This window comes from Pantoea sp. EABMAA-21 (assembly GCF_030053335.1).
GTDB classification, from domain to species: Bacteria; Pseudomonadota; Gammaproteobacteria; order Enterobacterales; family Enterobacteriaceae; genus Pantoea; species Pantoea communis.
Map to the genome: position 1 here is coordinate 126,851 of NZ_JASGBX010000011.1, position 16,336 is coordinate 143,186.

Annotated in this window: 14 protein-coding genes; 2 read left to right on the forward strand and 12 right to left on the reverse strand. The window is 57.2% G+C overall.

Going from position 1 to position 16,336, the window contains the following annotated elements; translation table 11 throughout:
* Positions 1 to 642 (reverse strand): hydrolase, encoded by a 642-nt coding sequence (locus QMZ65_RS16825; protein WP_034819796.1) that lies wholly within the window; start codon positions 640 to 642, stop codon positions 1 to 3.
* Positions 643 to 896: 254 nt separating this feature from the next.
* On the opposite strand from QMZ65_RS16825, the gene QMZ65_RS16830 reads away from it, so the two are divergent.
* The gene (locus tag QMZ65_RS16830) at positions 897 to 1,814 is read left to right on the forward strand and encodes a bestrophin family protein (RefSeq protein WP_097119412.1); all 918 of its coding nucleotides are present in this window, start codon (positions 897 to 899) and stop codon (positions 1,812 to 1,814) included.
* A gap of 120 nt (positions 1,815 to 1,934) precedes the next feature.
* On the opposite strand, the gene QMZ65_RS16835 is transcribed toward QMZ65_RS16830, so the two are convergent.
* The 4 genes from QMZ65_RS16835 to QMZ65_RS16850 form a co-directional block, all read right to left on the reverse strand.
* Positions 1,935 to 2,780: an alpha/beta hydrolase gene (locus tag QMZ65_RS16835; protein ID WP_097119413.1), complete on the reverse strand. Its 846-nt coding sequence runs from the start codon at positions 2,778 to 2,780 to the stop codon at positions 1,935 to 1,937.
* Between the two features lie 524 nt (positions 2,781 to 3,304).
* Entirely contained in the window at positions 3,305 to 3,652 is a 348-nt protein-coding gene (locus QMZ65_RS16840) for a hypothetical protein (protein WP_283216394.1), read from the reverse strand.
* A 26-nt stretch (positions 3,653 to 3,678) separates the two neighbouring features.
* The gene (locus QMZ65_RS16845; RefSeq protein ID WP_097119415.1) at positions 3,679 to 5,028 is read right to left on the reverse strand and encodes a cation:proton antiporter; all 1,350 of its coding nucleotides are present in this window, start codon (positions 5,026 to 5,028) and stop codon (positions 3,679 to 3,681) included.
* Between the two features lie 53 nt (positions 5,029 to 5,081).
* Positions 5,082 to 6,290 carry an MFS transporter gene (locus tag QMZ65_RS16850; protein ID WP_097119416.1) on the reverse strand — a complete coding sequence of 403 codons (1,209 nt, stop codon included), beginning with the start codon at positions 6,288 to 6,290 and terminating at the stop codon, positions 5,082 to 5,084.
* Positions 6,291 to 6,382: 92 nt separating this feature from the next.
* Here QMZ65_RS16850 and QMZ65_RS16855 point away from each other — a divergent pair, with 92 nt between their 5' ends.
* On the forward strand, positions 6,383 to 7,312 hold the full coding sequence (locus QMZ65_RS16855) for a LysR family transcriptional regulator (RefSeq protein WP_283216395.1): 930 nt from the start codon (positions 6,383 to 6,385) through the stop codon (positions 7,310 to 7,312).
* A gap of 39 nt (positions 7,313 to 7,351) precedes the next feature.
* Here QMZ65_RS16855 and QMZ65_RS16860 read toward each other — a convergent pair whose 3' ends face one another.
* From QMZ65_RS16860 to QMZ65_RS16890, 7 genes are all read right to left on the reverse strand, one after another.
* Positions 7,352 to 7,849 carry a TIGR00645 family protein gene (locus QMZ65_RS16860; RefSeq protein WP_034819827.1) on the reverse strand — a complete coding sequence of 166 codons (498 nt, stop codon included), beginning with the start codon at positions 7,847 to 7,849 and terminating at the stop codon, positions 7,352 to 7,354.
* Positions 7,850 to 7,903: 54 nt separating this feature from the next.
* On the reverse strand, positions 7,904 to 10,579 hold the full coding sequence (kdpD, locus tag QMZ65_RS16865; protein ID WP_283216396.1) for a two-component system sensor histidine kinase KdpD: 2,676 nt from the start codon (positions 10,577 to 10,579) through the stop codon (positions 7,904 to 7,906).
* A gap of 45 nt (positions 10,580 to 10,624) precedes the next feature.
* A complete protein-coding gene (kdpC, locus tag QMZ65_RS16870; protein WP_283216397.1) occupies positions 10,625 to 11,197 on the reverse strand; it encodes a potassium-transporting ATPase subunit KdpC in 573 nt (190 codons plus the stop codon).
* A gap of 11 nt (positions 11,198 to 11,208) precedes the next feature.
* A complete protein-coding gene (kdpB, locus tag QMZ65_RS16875; RefSeq protein ID WP_211729200.1) occupies positions 11,209 to 13,257 on the reverse strand; it encodes a potassium-transporting ATPase subunit KdpB in 2,049 nt (682 codons plus the stop codon).
* Between the two features lie 7 nt (positions 13,258 to 13,264).
* Complete coding sequence (gene kdpA / locus QMZ65_RS16880) at positions 13,265 to 14,944, reverse strand: potassium-transporting ATPase subunit KdpA (protein WP_097119420.1); 1,680 nt, start codon at positions 14,942 to 14,944, stop codon at positions 13,265 to 13,267.
* Positions 14,944 to 15,033 (reverse strand): K(+)-transporting ATPase subunit F, encoded by a 90-nt coding sequence (kdpF, locus tag QMZ65_RS16885; RefSeq protein WP_100701897.1) that lies wholly within the window; start codon positions 15,031 to 15,033, stop codon positions 14,944 to 14,946. The genes kdpA and kdpF overlap by 1 nt, the downstream gene beginning before the upstream one ends.
* Positions 15,034 to 15,141: 108 nt before the next feature.
* Positions 15,142 to 16,305 (reverse strand): HD-GYP domain-containing protein, encoded by a 1,164-nt coding sequence (locus QMZ65_RS16890; protein WP_283216398.1) that lies wholly within the window; start codon positions 16,303 to 16,305, stop codon positions 15,142 to 15,144.
* Between the last annotated feature and the right edge of the window lie 31 nt (positions 16,306 to 16,336).

Here is a 16,336-nt window from a genome sequence, read left to right on the forward strand (position 1 = left end):
TCAAGCCTGACGCTGTGGTGCTTTGTGCACCATGGTGTAGGCGTAATCCACGCCCATGCCGTATGCGCCGCTGTGCTCACGCACCAGATCCATCACCGCATCGTAGGTTTCTTTGCGTGACCAGTCGCGCTGGTACTCCAGCAACACTTGCTGCCAGGTCACTGGCACCGCACCGGCCTGCACCATGCGCTGAATGGAACGTTCGTGGGCATCGACGCTGGTGCCGCCTGAAGTATCGGTCACCACATACACTTCAAAGCCCTCTTTCAAGGCCATCAGGGCCGGGAAAGTCAGACAAACTTCCGTCCAAAGCGCTGAAATAATCAATTTCTTACGGCCGGTTTTCTTCACCGCTTCGACGAATTTGGCATCTTCCCATGAGTTCATCGAAGTACGCTCAATCGGCTTCGATTCCGGATGCACTGCCAACAGTTCTGGCCAAATATAGCCGCTAAAACTTTCGGTTTCTACAGAGGTATAAATCACCGGCACGTCGAAAACTTTGCCCGCTTTTGCCAAAGCGACGGTGTTATTTTTGAGCTGCTGGCGATCAATATTGGCGACGCCGAAAGCCATCTGCGGCTGGTGGTCGATAAAGATCAGAGTTGAGTTCTGTGGGTCGAGCAGGTCGAGTTTAGACATGATGTATTCCTCTAAAGTGTTTTTAAATTTGTGTGTTGTGCTGCTGGAATGAACTTTAGAGAAAGGGGCCGCTAAGAGATAACGCAAAGAATTTTACAACTTGTTCAAACTGTTTTTAGAAGACTGATTTAAAAAGATAAATTAACACTCAACACAGCAATTTCAGCCTCAAATGCGCTGTTTTTCACATTGCTTCCGGTGTATCAGCAGGCGTAACCTGTGCCAACAAAATCATAAAAAAACACCATCGCAAAATGATCGTACGTCCTCGTCAACACTGGTTCATCAGGTTGTTTGACTGGCACGGCTCGGTGCTGGTTAGCATTGTGTTTCGCCTGTCGCTCAACCTGCTGATGTCGGTGATCGCCATTATCGGCTATCCGTGGTACTCCACTTTCGGCATTCACCTCACGACTGCACCGTTCAGCTTGATTGGCGTGTCGATTGCCATCTTTCTTGGCTTCCGCAATAACGCCAGCTATGCGCGTTTTATCGAAGCGCGCACGCTGTGGGGCAATATGCACATCACGCAACGCTCACTGCTGCGCCAGATAAAATGCATTCGCGGCATCAGTGAAGCGCAAGTGCAGGAGTTTGTAGGGCTGCAGCTGGCATTTAGCTGGGCAATGAAACATCGGCTGCGTAAAACCGATGCGCAGGCCGATCTGGCGCGCTTGCTGCCGGAGAAGTGGCACAGTGCCGTATTGAGCCATCCGATGCCGACCTCACAGACCTTGTTATGCATGGGCGAATGGCTGGCGCAGCGGCGCGATGAGGGTCTGGTGTCGGATATTGTCTGGCAGAGTATCGATGACAATCTCAATCATCTGTCGGCTTATCTGGGCGGCTGCGATCGCCTTGCCAGCACGCCGATTCCGTTTGCCTACAGCCTGATTCTGCATCGCACCGTGTACCTGTTCTGTACCCTGCTACCGTTTGCGCTGGTGGCGGATTTGCATCTGATGACGCCGTTGGTGTCGGTGTTTATCTCGTACACCTTCCTGTCGCTGGAGTCACTGGCGGAAGAGCTGGAAGATCCGTTCGGCACTGCGCCCAACCATCTGCCACTGGATGCGCTGTGCGTGAATATCGAACGTAATTTGAAGGCGATGAACAATGATTTCCCGTTGCCGGAACCGCGCCAGCCGGATGAGCATTTTAATCTGACGTAAAGCGTCCATTTGCCTGGCGCGCATAACAGCACAGCCGGACATATGGCTAACAGCTCAGACCGACCACATAGCTAACACTTATGTGGTCAGTCTCTTCGGATAATACGTTTTTCTGTCCGATTAACTGTGCAGATCCAGCCAGCGCACATACGCCTGATCCCAGAGCGCAGCAGGCGTACCCGCTTTCCCCAGCCCAAAGCCATGCCCACCGCTGCTCAGCTCAATCAACTCCACTGGCACCTGCATCCGACGGCAGGCATCGCGCATCATTTCAGTGTTATGGGGATTGGAGGTGTGATCATCTTCCGCCTGCGCCAGGAACGTCGGTGGATATTGTCGGGTGACATAATTCTGCACTGACCAGTTCGCTTCCTGAGTGGGTGTCGCGTGATCGCCTACCATCATCAGGTGCGTCTTGGTGTTCTGATATGGCGCTTCAAGGGTGATGACCGGATAGATCAGGCCAACGCTATCGGCCGTTGGACGGATCTGGTCAAGCGGGTCCTGCGCCGGATAGGTTTCGAAATCAGGACGTGCGGCCGCCATGCCAAGCAGATGTCCGCCAGCGGAGAAGCCGAGCAGATGCACTTTACTCTCCATAGAACGCACCAGACGAATGGCGCGCTGCGCATCCTGCAGCGGCGCGAGGTTGCCCGCCTGCCACTTTTCTCCCGGCAAGCGGTAACTCAGCACATACACGGTGTAACCGTTGGCATTTAACCAGCGCGCCACCGGCCAGGCTTCACGCCCCATGCCGATAAAACGATAGCCGCCGCCAGCCGCCACGATCACCGCTTCGCCGTTGGGATTTTCCGGACGGAAACGCTGAATCGCGGGAGATACGATGTTGGTCCAGGAGCCGTTCATACTGACTTTCAACAGCCCAGACGGTCCGCCACCGCCTGGCGGATCGTCTGGCCACAATGGGATGATGTCATCACGGGCAAACAGTTTGCCTGCGGTCATCGAAAGGACGGTTGCCCCGGATGCTTGAAGAAAACCACGCCGTGTAAGTTTCATGCCCAGTAGCCAGTATTGAAAAATATGTCAGCCTTGTGGGCTGCGTCTCGTTATGTGATACGTGTCAACTTTCAACGCTGGCGATTATGTACGCATTTTGTACAAAAGATCCATAGAAAAAGCGCCTATAAAGGCGCTTATTTTATAGTGAATCCGCCAAATTTTTCCGCTAAATGAAAGAGAACACTCGAGATCACGTAATTGGTTAGACGCTGAAATCCCCTAAATAATTCGAGCTGTAGCAAGGCGGCAAGTGCGTGAGTCCCCGGGAGCTTACTTCAGTAAGTGACCGGGGCGAACAAACGCAGCCAACGCCGCTACAGCTTGAAGTATGACGGGGATTTAATTCCCTAAATAATTCGAGCTGTAGCAAGGCGGCAAGGATGCGAGTCCCCAGGAGCTTACTGCAGTAAGTGACTGGGGCGAGCAGACGCAGCCAACGCCGCTACAGTTCGAAGTATGACGGGGATTTAATCCTGTTGCTGGAATTGGGTCATAACTGTTTGCTCGCACTGCTGCTGATTATGGCGCAGCTGCGCGCGCTCATCCTCGCCCAGTTCCATCCAGGCGCTAATCACTTCCTGCGCGATTTCTTCATTAAATTCAGGATTATCCACGGCGGATGAAGACTGGCTGCCAGCCAACTGAGACTTCATCTTCGCGGTATAGGTATCCAGATCGCTGGTCTTTTTTTCGCTGCTTACCAGATGGCACAGCTGGCTGGCATACACATTCTCTTCGCTGGTGTTATCACCGTCAGCGGCGAAGAGAGGGGCGGAAAGCGAGAGCCCAACGAGGGCGATTAATATGGCTTTCATAACAGACTCCAGTAATTTCCAGAAAATCACTTTTGATTATGTTGCGCACGTGCCGCCTGACGGGCGGCACGCCAGTTTAATAACGGCGTCACCGTGATGCCGTGCAGTACGATGCTGCACACCACTAACGTCAACGCCATATCCACCATTTGCTCTGCTTGTGGGCCACGCATGCCGTGCACCCAGGCGTAAGCAATGTAATTGATACTGCCGATGCCGCGAATCCCCAGCCAGCCAATGAGCAAACGGCGCATGAGCGGTATCTCACAGCGCCAGGTGGTGATCCATACCGCCAGCGGACGCACGACCACAAACAGCAGCAGCGCGAGGCCAATGCCAGTTAGATTCCAGTGATGCGCCAGCGTGATACCCAGTACTACCATCAGGCCGGCAGCCAGCAGGCGTTCGATGGTATCGCCAAACGACAACGCATCGCCGACTACCAACCCCATTGATTTGACCATACCGCTGCCACCGTGCGCTAGTCGTTGATTGGGATTGACGCGCGCCTCAGCGGGCAAGTATTGCTCCTCTTCTGACAACTCGTCTTGCGGATAGTGCTTTACCACACGCAGCTCAGCGCGACGTAGCCCAACACCCGCCGCAAAGGTGGCGAGGAAGCCGGATGCATCTACCGCTTGCGCCGCCGCATAACTAAGCGCGATGAGTGCCAGCGCGAGAAAATCATTGGGTGCAATATCCTGATGCGCGCTGCGCAACTGGGTCGCCAGTTGGCCAATCAAGCGACCGAGCAGATAGCCAATGGCTACCCCGCCGCCGATGGCCCACAGCCCATCTCTCAACGCCCATTCACTCAAATGGCTGATACTCAGCGTATCGGACTGCATCATGAGCAGCGCCAGCATCAACAGCGGCAGCGCCGATCCATCGTTCATGCCCGCTTCGCTGGAAAGCGCCACGCGTAATGCGTCATCATCGCGCGCATCGTTAACGGAAATCAGGCTGGCCAGCACCGGATCGGTCGGTGCCACAATGGCACCAAATGCCAGCGACAGCGCCCAGTCAAAACCGGTCATCCAGTGCACCAGCAGCGTCATGCCGCCTACGGTGAGAAGCATGGCAGGAAACGCCAGCCGCACCCCCAGGCGCCAGGCATGGGCTGTGAGTGGCACGCGTAATTTAAGGCCTGTGATAAACAGCGAGGCTGCCATGGCGATTTCGGTGAGATGGGCGGCGAGTTCGGCGTGCCCGAGAATATCGAGTTGCAGCAGATTGAGCAGCCATGGGCCGCAGAGAATACCCGCGAACAGGTAAAGTCCAAATGCGGTCACTGGCCCACGGTGAATCCAACCGGAAGCCAGTGACATGAGAAGTAACAGACCACCGGTAGCGGCAGTCCAGGCCAGGAAGTTCATAACGCTCCGTTTTTAAATAACATTCTCCCTTAAGCCTGGCACAGGATTGACGATCAGTTTTTCAGGTGACGACTCGCCAGACGAATCAGCAACGCAAGCGCAGCGGCAAGTGTGGAGAGCGCCACCACGCCGGTCCAGCCAAAGTGCGCCAGCGCCAGGCTTCCAAGTGCCGCACCGGTCGCCATGCCAATAAACACCACGGTAAACATCAACGCATTCAGTCGGCTACGCGCTTCTGGTGCCAGGCTGTAGACCAGCGTCTGATGCGCTACCAGTGTGGCCTGCACGCCCAAATCGAAGCCAATGGTGCTGATGATGATCAGGCCAATCTGAGCCGGAACCGGCAACAGTGGCAGCAGGAACATCAGCGCAAATGACACCATCACCAGCGTGGCACCATACTGGGTGACACGGGCAGGGCCGATGCGATCCGCCACGCTTCCCGCCAGCGGTGCCGCCAGGGCCCCAGCCGCACCCGCCAGACCAAACGCCCCTGCTACTGCACTTTCAAAATGGAAGCGCTCACTCAGCATCAGCGCCAGCGTTGACCAGAAGGCACTGAAACCCACCGACAGCAAGCCCTGTGCCAGTGCGGCACGACGTAGCGTCTGATGATGTTGCCACAGGTGCGCCAGCGACAGCAGCAGACGTGGATAGCTGACAGAGGTGCCCGGTTTGAAGCGCGGCAACACACGCCACAGCGCGAGGCTAATCAACAGCACGGCCACCGCCGCCACCATGTACATGGTGCGCCAGCCCAGATATTCCGCCACCACGCCGCTCACCACGCGTGACAGCAGAATACCGACCAGCAAGCCGGTCATCACCGTGCCAACAGTTTTACCGCGACTGCGTTCTGGCGCTAACGCCGCCGAAGCTGGCACGATGTCCTGCGCCACGGTGGCGGTTAAGCCGGTGACAAAGCTGGCGATCAGTAACGCGTTGATGCCGCCCGAGAAGCCACACAACAGCAGCGCGGCGACCAGCATCAGGCCTTTAATCAGAATAATGGTGCGGCGATCGTGACGGTCACCGAGCGGTGCCAGCAGCAGAATACCCAGCGCGTATCCCGCTTGCGTCAGCATCGGCACCATGCCGACGCTACCAATTCCAACGTTAAATTGTTTGCTGATGATATCCAGCATCGGCTGGCTGTAGTAAATCGATGCCACGCTAAGCCCGGCTCCTGCGGCGAGCGTAAACACCAGCGGCGCTGGCAGTTTTTCAGCTGGCAATGCAGTAGATTGCGAAATGGCTGACATAGTGAATTCCCCCGTGAAAGTGCGCTTATTAAAGCGCGTCACGGCCATACGCGGTAGACTCATCAAACACAGAACTGTTATGCACGGTGCGTATGAGCAATCCAACCAGTATTGACCGCATTGAACTGATGCAGACCTTTATACGTATTGTCGAAAGTGGATCGCTGTCAGCCGCCGCTGCGCAGTTGGGCACGACACAACCCACCATCAGCCGCCGGTTGCAGGCACTGGAACAGCGGTTAGGACTGAAGCTGATTCTGCGCACCACCCATGCACTAAAACTCACCGATGACGGCGAACGTTGCTATGCGCAGGCGCGGCAGTTGCTGGCGACCTGGCACGCGCTAGAGGATGAACTAACAGGTTCCAGTGACGACCCGATTGGCACACTGCGCGTGCGTGCACCCCATGCATTTGGACAAGACCAGTTGATCGATCCGCTGGTGGATTACCTGCAGCGCTACCCGCGCTTGACGGTGGAGTGGATGCTCAATGATCGCACGCCGGACTTTATCAGTGAAAACGTCGACTGTGCGATTCAGGTGGGTGTAGTAAACGATTCCTCGCTGGTGGCGATTCTGCTGGCTGAAGTGCCGCGCTTTGTGGTGGCCGCACCTTCACTGCTGGCACAGCATGTGCCGATTGAGGATGTCAGCCAGCTCACCGAATTACCCTGGCTGGCACTGACCAGCTTTTACCGCAATGAGCTTGCACTACAGCGCTTGAGTGATGGGCAGCCGATGAATCTGCCGATTGCGCCTCGCCTCGCCAGCGACAGCTTATACGCCATCCGCAAAGCCGCGCTGGCGGGCATGGGTGCGGCGATTGTGTCGTCGTGGGTAGTACAGGAGGACTTAGCAAAAGGGGATTTGATTCAGCTGGTGCCCGAGTGGCAAGCGCCGCCGCTGCCGGTGTGGCTGACCTATCCGTGGGCCAGCTATTATCCCGCTCGTATGCGGCAGTTTTTTGCGATGATCAGAGAGGTGATGCCGAAACTGGCGGGCACACAGCCGGTGCGGTGAGGGGCCAGGGCGCCATAATGGCGCACCTGGCACACCAAATTACTTCTTCTCGACCTTCGACATATTATCCAGCCAGCCCATCACGAAGGCCGACAGCACAAAGGTCAGGTGGATAATCACGTACCACATCAGCTTGCTGTCATCGACATTGCGCGCGTCCATAAAGATGCGCAGCAGGTGGATCGATGAAATCGCTACAATCGAAGCCGCGACTTTGTTCTTCAGCGAGCCGGAATCCATCTTGCCCAACCAGCTCAGCTTCTCTTTGTTCTCATCAATATCCAGCTTAGAAACAAAGTTCTCATAGCCAGAGAGCATCACCATCACCAGCAATCCGCCGACCAGCGTCATGTCCACCAGCGACAGCAGCAGCAGAATCAGATCGTTCTCAGCAATGCTGAGTATGTTGGGCAACAGGTGAAAAATTTCCTGGAAAAATTTAACGGTCAGCGCCAGCAGCCCCAGCGAAAGTCCAATGTAAACCGGTGCCAGCAACCAGCGCGATGAATACATCAGGTTCTCGATAAAACGTTCCATAATTTCCCATTAATCAACAGACAAGTGGTCGATTATAACCGAACTTGTGTGAAGTTATTTCAGCGGTTCTTCAGAAATTTCAGGGGCCGCTGGCAGCGGCAGTGACAAGCGAAACTCTGCGCCCCCTTCCGGTCGGTTTTCCGCCCAAATACGCCCGCGATGGGATTCAATAATGGTTTTACTGATCGCCAGACCGAGCCCGACACCCGGCACCGGCGACTCCTTATCGCCGCGCGCAAATTTGTCGAAAATGCGCGTCATATTCTCTTCGGCGATCCCTGGGCCGTTGTCCCAGACGGCAATCTCCAGCCGCTCTTTGTCACGCCAGGCGCGAATGCCGTGCTGCGCGGCGTTGCCGGCATATTTGAGGCTGTTCTCGATCAGGTTGGTGAACACCCGCTCCAGCATCGCGCTATCGCCTTTGATCAGCACCAGTTCCGGCGGCAAATCGAGTGCAAAATCGTGTCCTTTCAATGAGGGGCCCATACTGCTCAGCGCCCCGCCAATCACTTCATCCAGCGCCACCCACTCCTCGCGCAGGTTGAGTCCACCAGACTGAATACGTGCCATATCCAGCATATTGCTCACCAGCCGAATGGTGCTTAACGTCTGTTCCCGAATCTGGTTCGCCTGGCCGACATATTTTGAGTTATCGCCGGCCAAATCCAGCATCAGCATTTCCGCCTGACCGAACAGCACCGTCAGCGGGGTTCGCAGGTCGTGTGAAAGTGCCGATAGCAGGGCATTACGCAGTTGCTCACGCTCTGCCGCCAAACGAGACGCCGCTTCACTCTGTGACAGCGCCATGCGTTCCAGCGCGTTGGCGATCAACACCGTGAAGGTTTCCACCAGACGCTGCTGTTCAGGGATCATCAGCTGGCGCAGGTTTTCCGGCTCCACCACCAACAGTCCACGGCAGTGATTGCCGCTCTTTAAGGGCAAAATCTGGTACGGCACCGCTGGCAAGGTATCGGTGCCTGCACCGGCGGGCTGTGCTTTGCTAAAGCTCCATTTGGCGATGCCGAGATCGGGTGGCGTACCAATACTGCTCTCACCCACCGCCTGTAACTCGCCCTGCTCATCCGGCAGCAGCAGCTGGCTGCGTGCCTGCAAGGTGACATCAATCACGCGCTGGCTGGTGGCGGCGATATCCTGCGGCGTGAGCGCGCTGCCGAGCGATTTTGCCATCTCATACAAATGCCGCGCACGCTGTTCACGATAGCGCGCGACTTTAGCCTGATAGCGCACGCCTGCTGTCAGGTTCCCGACGATCACCCCTACCGCCAGCATCACCGCGAAGGTCACCAGATACTGCAAATCCGATACCGCCACGGTGCCGGTCGGGGCGACAAAGAACAGGTCAAAAGCCAGGATGTTGATCACCGTGGCAAACACCGAGGGCCAGCGGCCAAAGCGCAGCGCGACTAACACCACGGCTAACAGATAAATCATCACGCCGTTGGCCGGATCGAACTCCACCAGTAGCCAGCGACCTACGATCGTCACCAGAATACACAGCGCAATTGCCATAAGGCAGCCGCGCAGATGCAGCCGCCACTTATCACTGTTGGCCTGTTTACCGCCCATCGGATGCGGCGCGTCGCGCACCGGTTCGTCCAGTGCCACCACCAGCAAATCGAGGTCTGGGCCAAGCTGGCCCAAACGCTGGGCAAAACTGTCGCGCCGCCAGCGCCGTTGCGGCTGACGACCGGTGACGATTTTGCCGAGATTATGCTCGCGCGCGTAACGCAGCACGGCGCGGGCTTCATCGGGATCGGACAGGGTGGCGGTTTCCGCACCCAGCTCTTGGGCCAGTTGCAGCGTGCGTAAAATGGCACGACGACGTGCTTCCGGCAGGCGATTCAGACGCGGCGTTTCTACGTATACTGCGTGCCACTCGCTGCCGAGACGCGCGGCTAAACGCGCGGCGGTGCGCACCAGTTTTTCACTGCCGGTGTCATCGCCGATGCACAATAAAATGGCGTCACGTGTGTGCCAGACTTTGTCGCGGCCTTGCTGGTCGCGCCAGGCACGCATCTGGTCGTCCACGCGGTCTGCGGTGCGGCGCAGTGCCAGTTCGCGCAGGGCAAACAGGTTGCCTTTGCGGAAGAAGTTTTCAATCGCGCGCTCGGCGCGATCGCCGACGTAGACTTTGCCCTCTTTCAGCCGCTGACGCAGATCGTCCGGCGGCAGATCCACCAGCACCACCTCATCGGCGCTATCGAAAAACGGATCGGGGACGGTTTCTCGCACCTGGATGCCGGTCACGCCACCAACCACATCGTTGAGGCTTTCCAGATGTTGCACGTTGACGGTGGTGATCACGTCGATGCCCGCTTCCAGTAGCTCTTCGATGTCCTGCCAGCGTTTGGGATGGCGCGAACCCTGCACATTGGTGTGTGCCAGTTCGTCCATCAGGATCACCGCCGGATGACGCGCCAGCGCCGCATCCAAATCGAATTCCGCGTGCCGCGAACGTCCGGTGGCGCGACGCGGCAATACCGCCAGGCCATTGAGCAGCGAAGCGGTTTCTTCACGTCCATGGGTTTCCACCACGCCCGCCAGCACATCGAGGCCTTGCGCACGTAAACGCTGCGCCTCCTGCAGCATGGCGAAGGTTTTCCCCACGCCCGCGCAGGCGCCAAAGTAGATTTTCAGCTTACCGCGATGGCTGTCGCTGTGATTCAGCAACAGCGCATCGGGATCGGGGCGGGTGATTTCATCGTTCATCAGTTATCCGTCGAGAAAAGCGCGATAAATCGCGCTATCAATCAATTATCCCTGCAGCGCATCCAGCGCCATATTCAGCCGCAACACGTTCACCGTCTCTTCACCGATAAACGGCAGCAGCGGACGCTCAGTGTTACGGGCAATCAGCGCTTCCACATCCTTCAGCGCCATATTGTGCGCTGCCGCCACACGCGGTGCCTGCCACAATGCGGCTTCCGGTGAAATATCCGGATCGAGCCCACTCGCCGATGCGGTCACCAGCTCAACCGGTACCGCAGTTGGAGCCTGTGGATTGGCGGTGCGCAGGGCAGCCACGCGCTCGGCCACCGCTTTATCCAGTGCCGGATTGCTCGCCGCCAGGTTGCTGCCGCTGGAAGCCAATGCGTTATAGGGCGCATCGCCGGTTGCCGATGGACGGCCCCAGAAATGGCCGGGCTGCGTAAATACCTGACCAATCAAATCGGAACCGCGCTCCGCGCCATCCTGCTCAATCAACGAACCGTTGGCCTGTGACGGAAACCACCACTGCGCTAAGCCGGTGGTCAGCAGCGGATAGACCGCGCCGGTTAACAGCGTCAGCAGTATTAACAATACAATAGCCGGACGTAACTGACTCATTTCTCTTCTCCTTAAACCAGACCAAACAGCGTCAGCAGCAGGTCGATGGCTTTAATGCCAATAAACGGCACCACTAATCCGCCGACACCGTAAATCCACAGGTTGCGACGCAGCAGCGCGGCAGCACTCATTGGGCGATAACTCACACCTTTCAACGCCAGCGGGATCAGGAACACAATCACCAGCGCGTTGAAAATGACCGCCGACAAAATCGCTGAGTTCGGTGAGTGCAGATGCATCACGTTCAGCATATTGAGCTGCGGATAGGTGGCCGCAAACGCCGCCGGGATAATGGCAAAGTACTTCGCCACGTCGTTGGCGATACTGAAAGTGGTCAGCGAACCGCGCGTCATCAGCATCTGTTTACCAATGTGCACCACTTCCAGCAGTTTGGTCGGGTTGGAATCGAGATCGACCATGTTCCCGGCCTCTTTTGCCGCCTGAGTGCCCGAGTTCATCGCCACTGCCACGTCCGCTTGCGCCAGCGCGGGGGCGTCGTTGGTGCCGTCGCCGGTCATCGCCACTAAACGCCCTTCCGCCTGATACTGACGAATCAGTGCCAGCTTGGCTTCTGGTGTGGCTTCCGAGAGGAAATCATCCACGCCCGCTTCTGCCGCGATGGCCGCCGCCGTCAGCGGGTTATCGCCGGTAATCATCACCGTCTTAATGCCCATTTTGCGCAGCTCGGCAAAACGTTCTTTGATGCCGCCTTTGACGATATCTTTTAGCGCCACCACGCCCAGCACCTGTGCGCCTTCGGCCACCACCAGTGGTGTGCCACCCGCGCGCGCCACTTCTTCGACGCTGGCGTTCACTTCTGCCGGGAAACGGCCGTTGTTGGCTTCGATATGGCGGCGAACCGCGTCAACGGCCCCTTTACGAATCAGACGATCCTGCACGTTGACGCCGCTCATGCGCGTCTGTGCCGAGAACGGAATAAAACTCGCGCCCATGCTGCTGAGATCGCGTTCGCGCAGGTTAAATTTTTGCTTCGCCAGCACCACGATGCTGCGCCCTTCCGGGGTTTCATCCGCCAGCGAGGCCAGCTGCGCGGCGTCCGCTAACTGCTGCTCGGTGACGCCAGGTGCAGGCATAAACTGCGTCGCCTGGCGGTTACCCAGCGTGATGGTGCCGGTTTTATCCAGCATCAGCACATCGACGTCGCCCGCTGCTTCCACCGCACGACCGCTGGTGGCGATGACGTTTGCACCGAGCATGCGGCTCATCCCCGCCACGCCAATCGCCGACAGCAAGCCGCCGATAGTGGTCGGAATCAGACACACCAGCAGCGCCACCAGCACCGTTACGCTCACCGGCGTGCCGCCGTAGGCCGAGAACGGCCACAGGGTGGCTGTCGCCAGCAGGAACACGATGGTCAGCGACACCAGCAGAATAGTCAGCGCGATCTCGTTCGGCGTTTTGCGACGTTTGGCACCTTCGACCATGGCAATCATGCGATCAAGGAAGGTTTCGCCCGGATTGACGCTGCACTGGATCACCAGCCAGTCGGACAGAATGCGCGTACCGCCCGTTACCGACGAAAAATCGCCACCGGATTCACGGATCACCGGAGCCGATTCGCCGGTAATCGCACTTTCATCCACTGACGCGCCGCCTTCCAGCACTTCGCCGTCACACGGGATGATGTCACCCGCTTCCACCAGCACCATGTCGCCTTTACGCAAGGTGTCTGCCGCTACCGGCTGCCACTGCGCGCCATGACGTGGCTCAGCCAGCTTTTTCGCATCACTGGTTTTGCTGATGCCTTTCAGGCTGTTGGCCTGCGCCTTACTACGCCCTTCCGCCAGCGCTTCAGCGAAGTTGGCAAACAGTACCGTGAACCACAGCCAGATGGCGACACCGGCGGTGAACCCGGCGTTACCGCTCAGATGGCCTGTCAGCATGCCGATGGCCAGCAGCGAGGTCAGAACGCTGCCGAGCCACACCAGGAACATTACCGGGTTGCGAAACTGCACGCGCGGATCGAGTTTCTTCACCGCATCCAGCACCGCGGTTTTCGTCAGCGCTGCATCAAACAGCGCCAGTTGTTGACGACTCATGATTCCGTTATCCCTGAATTAATTGCAGATGTTCCGCCACCGGGCCGAGAGCCAGCGCGGGGATAAAGGTCAGTGCCCCCACCAGCAATACGGTGCCAATCAGCAGCGCGATAAACAGTGGACCGTGGGTCGGTAACGTACCGTTGCCCACCGGCTGGATTTTCTTCGCCGCCAGTGAGCCAGCGATCGCCATCACCGGAATGATGATGCCGAAGCGTCCCACCAACATGCAGAAGGCCAGCAACAGGTTCCAGAACGGGGTGTTGGCGCTCAAACCGGCAAAAGCACTGCCGTTGTTGTTAGATGCAGACGAAACGGCATACAGCACTTCGCTGAAGCCGTGGATGCCTGGATTCGCCATACCGGCGCGCCCTGCATCCGTCATCATTGCCAGTGCAGTGCCGAGCAGCACCAGGGTAGGCGTCACCAGAATCGCCAGTGCGGTCATTTTCATCTCCCACACGTCGATTTTTTTACCCATGTATTCAGGTGTGCGACCAATCATCAGACCGGCGATAAATACCCCGAGCAGCACGAACAGCAGCATGCCGTACAACCCAGCACCGACGCCGCCGAACACCACTTCACCCAGCTGCATCAGCCACATCGGCACCATGCCGCCCAGTGCAGTAAAGGAGTCATGCATGGCATTCACCGCACCGCACGAGGCTGCGGTGGTGATCACCGCAAACAGGCTGGAGTTGAGGATGCCAAAGCGCGTCTCTTTGCCTTCCATGTTGATGGCGCTGTCTGCACCGAGTGCCAGGAAGTGCGGATTACCGCGCAGCTCTGCCCACATCACGGTAACCACCGCCAGCACAAACATGATGGTCATCGCCCACAGCAGCATGTGGCCCTGACGGCGGTCGCCCAGATGCTGACCGAAGGTGAAGCACAGCGCCGCCGGGATCAGGAAGATACTCAGCATCTGCACAAAGTTGGTCAGCGTGGTCGGGTTTTCAAACGGATGGGCTGAGTTGACGTTAAAGAAGCCGCCGCCATTGGTGCCGAGCATTTTGATCGCTTCCTGCGAAGCCACCGGACCGAGTGGCAGCGTTTGCTTCGCCCCTTCCAGCGTGGTGAGTGCGTGATAAGGCTCAAACGTCTGGATGCTGCCCTGATAAACAAAGAACAGCGCTATCAGCAGGCTGATCGGCAGCAGCACATACACCGTGATGCGTGTCAGGTCGCGCCAGGCGTTGCCCAGCGTATCCAGTGAGCGATTGGCAAAACCACGGATCAGCGCAAAAGCCACTGCAATACCGGTCGCCGCCGACAGGAAGTTTTGCACCGTGAGGCCCGCCATCTGGCTAAAATAGCTCACCGTGCTTTCGCCCGCATAAGCCTGCCAGTTGGTGTTGGTGACAAAGCTGACGGCGGTGTTGAGTGCCAGGTCCCAGCTTAGATTAGGCAGGTGTTGCGGGTTGAGCGGCAGCGACCCCTGCGACATCAAAATCGCCAGCAATAATAAGAACCCCAGCGCGTTGAACAGCAGGATCGCCAGCAGATAGTGCGGCCAGCGCATCGCGCCACTCTCCACACCGGCCAGCCGCCACAGCGCCCGCTCGGTACGCGGCAGCAGCGGCTTGTCGGCCACTAACACCGCAAGAAAACGCCCCAGCGGTTGTGCCAGCACCATTAGCACCAGCAGATAGACCGCAATCAGTAAAAACGCATTCGCAGCCATCAGAATGCCTCCGCATTAAGCAGGGCATAGATCAGGTAGCCCAACAAGATAAACACCAGCACGATGCCGGCAATCACGCCCACGCTCACAGCAACCTCCAGAGGATTTGGTAGTGCTGCAAGCATGCGCGGCGCGGCATAAAGAAGGGGTAAAAAGGCGGGAATCCGGCGTAAAGAAAGTATAAAAATGCTGTCGAATTAGGCGGTTTCCAGTGCCCAGATGCGATTGAGATCGACGTTCTGCCACAGGCCACTGTCTTCGGCTCCGGTAATGCTGTCGGTGCAGAATGAATCACCGAGATCCAGCTCTTCCGGCTTCACTTCACGTTGCGCGTGTAAAGACCAGAACACATGCACTTTGGGTTTTAACAGCGATTTTTCACCGGCCTGCACCACCAGCGCCACGCGCCCGGAAGCCAGTCGCACCAGCGATCCCACCGGATAAATGCCGATGGTGCGCACGAAGGCGTGCAGCAGCGTATTGTCGAAGTGACCGCGCCAGCTCAGCATATTGTGCATCGCTTCGGCGGGGGTCCAGCCCTTACGGTAGGGACGATTAGAGGTCACCGCATCATAGACATCGCATACTGCGGCCATACGAGAAAACAGCGAGATTTCCTCGCCTTTAAGACCGTGCGGATAACCACTACCATCCATTTTTTCATGATGGTGTAGCGCAATATCCAGCAAATCTTCTCCCGCATCGGCTTCCATGAGCATCTGCGCACCGACAATGGGATGCTGGCGCATCACGGTAAACTCTTCTTCAGTGAGCTTGCCGGGTTTATTCAGGATCTCCAGCGGCACCGCCGCTTTGCCGACATCATGCAGCAAACCGCCCATGCCCACGCGCCGCTGCTGGTGCTCATCGAGCCCCATTTTTTTGCCCAGCGAGATCATCAACCCGCACACTGCCATGGAGTGCAGATAGGTGTAATCGTCGTGATTTTTCAGCCGCGCCACGCTGAGCAGCGCAGTGGGTTCACGGGTAATCGATCCGGCAATGTCGTCCACCAGGTCCATCGTATAATTGAGGTCCAGCCCCTGACCCATACGCGCCTCGTTGAACATTGCCAGCACCTGTGGCTTACCCTGATTGAAGATGGTTTGTGCCTGATCCAGCTCTTTGAAAAATGGGGTTTGCGGAATGGCTTTCTTCGGCGCAGGCTTCGCAGGTGCCTGCACCGACTTATCGAGATCGATCCAGATTTGCTGGATCCCTTCGTTGCGGATCATCGCGATCTGGCGTTTATCGGTGATCAGCATTTGGTTGCGAATGCGTTTGTCCTTGAGCCACCAAACCTCCAGTTTGTGGATGAACATTCCTTGCCGCAATTCGTCAACGGTAATCAGCTTTATCACGATATCTCTCCTTAATATCAGTGGATGGTAA